Here is a 1,146-nt window from a genome sequence, read left to right as displayed (position 1 = left end):
ATTGCGCTGGATGTAAACGATGTCGGAAAGGCGCTCCCAACCCTGAAGATCTATATATTAGACGGGGACAAGCTATGCGGGATTGGTGTACCAGGGGAACTGTGCGTGGCAGGGGTTGGCGTCGCCAGAGGCTACCTCAACAAACCGGAGCTAACGAATAAAAAATTCGTAGCGAATCCTTTTGTACCCGGGGAGCGGATGTACCGGTCAGGAGACTTAGCGAAATGGCTGCCGGACGGGAACATCGCCTATTTAGGCCGTATGGATGATCAAGTGAAGATCAGGGGGTTCCGGATTGAGCTGGGCGAAGTGGAACATGCGCTGCGGCAGCTCGAAGGAATCCAGGATGCGGCGGTCATCGTGCGGGAAACCCAAGACGGAGAGAAGGCGCTGTTTGCATACCTCATATCGAAAGAGCAAGTCCAGCTGCAAGCGATAAGGCGGGAGCTGGAGGAGGTACTGCCGGCGTATATGGTGCCAGCCTATATGATACAAATTGAACAACTGCCGGTAACGCGCAACGGCAAGCTGGATAAGCGGGCGCTGCCGGAGATCGTAGCCGTAAGCGAGAAGGAATACACAGCTCCGAAAAATGAAATTGAAGAACAGCTGTGCAGTATCTTTAGTGAAGTGCTGGGTGTAGAGCGAGTGGGCACGCAGGACAGCTTCTTTGAACTGGGCGGGGACTCGATCAAAGCGATACGGATCGTGTCGAAGCTAAGAAGTGCCGGATATCACGTTGCTATCAAAGATATCATGCAAAAGTATACCGTTGAGGCGATTAGCTATGCAGCACAAAAATCTATAATCGAGGAACAGTATGAGCAAGAGGAAGTAAGCGGCATAGTACCGCTGACACCGATTGTCAGGGAGTTTGCCTCTTGGAATCTTTCTAAGCCGCATCACTTCAATCAGGACATACTGATGGAAATTGATCTGGAAGAGGAAAACCAGCTTCGGAAAGTGCTAGATGCCCTTACGGCGCATCATGATATCCTGAGATCCGTTTACCGGGAAGGCCAGTTAGAGATCCTAAAAGTGAGTGCCAACAAAGCCTATGAGCTAAAGCTGTATGACTATAGCAAAGAACAAACAGCAGTAGAATTAATGGAAGCGGCATGTACAGATCTGCATCGCAGTATCAAC

At 50.4% G+C, this 1,146-nt stretch carries 1 protein-coding gene; it reads left to right on the top strand.

Features of this window, described 5'->3' with window-relative positions:
* Window positions 1-1,146: phosphopantetheine-binding protein (locus ACTJKB_RS30840; RefSeq protein WP_440838035.1), on the top strand; the 1,146-nt coding region annotated here is incomplete at both ends.

The sequence above is a fragment of the Paenibacillus sp. 22594 genome, assembly GCF_052044425.1.
Taxonomy (GTDB): domain Bacteria; phylum Bacillota; class Bacilli; order Paenibacillales; family Paenibacillaceae; genus Paenibacillus_AQ.
Note: the sequence above shows the minus strand (reverse complement) of the source record. Positions and strands in the feature narration are given on the sequence as shown.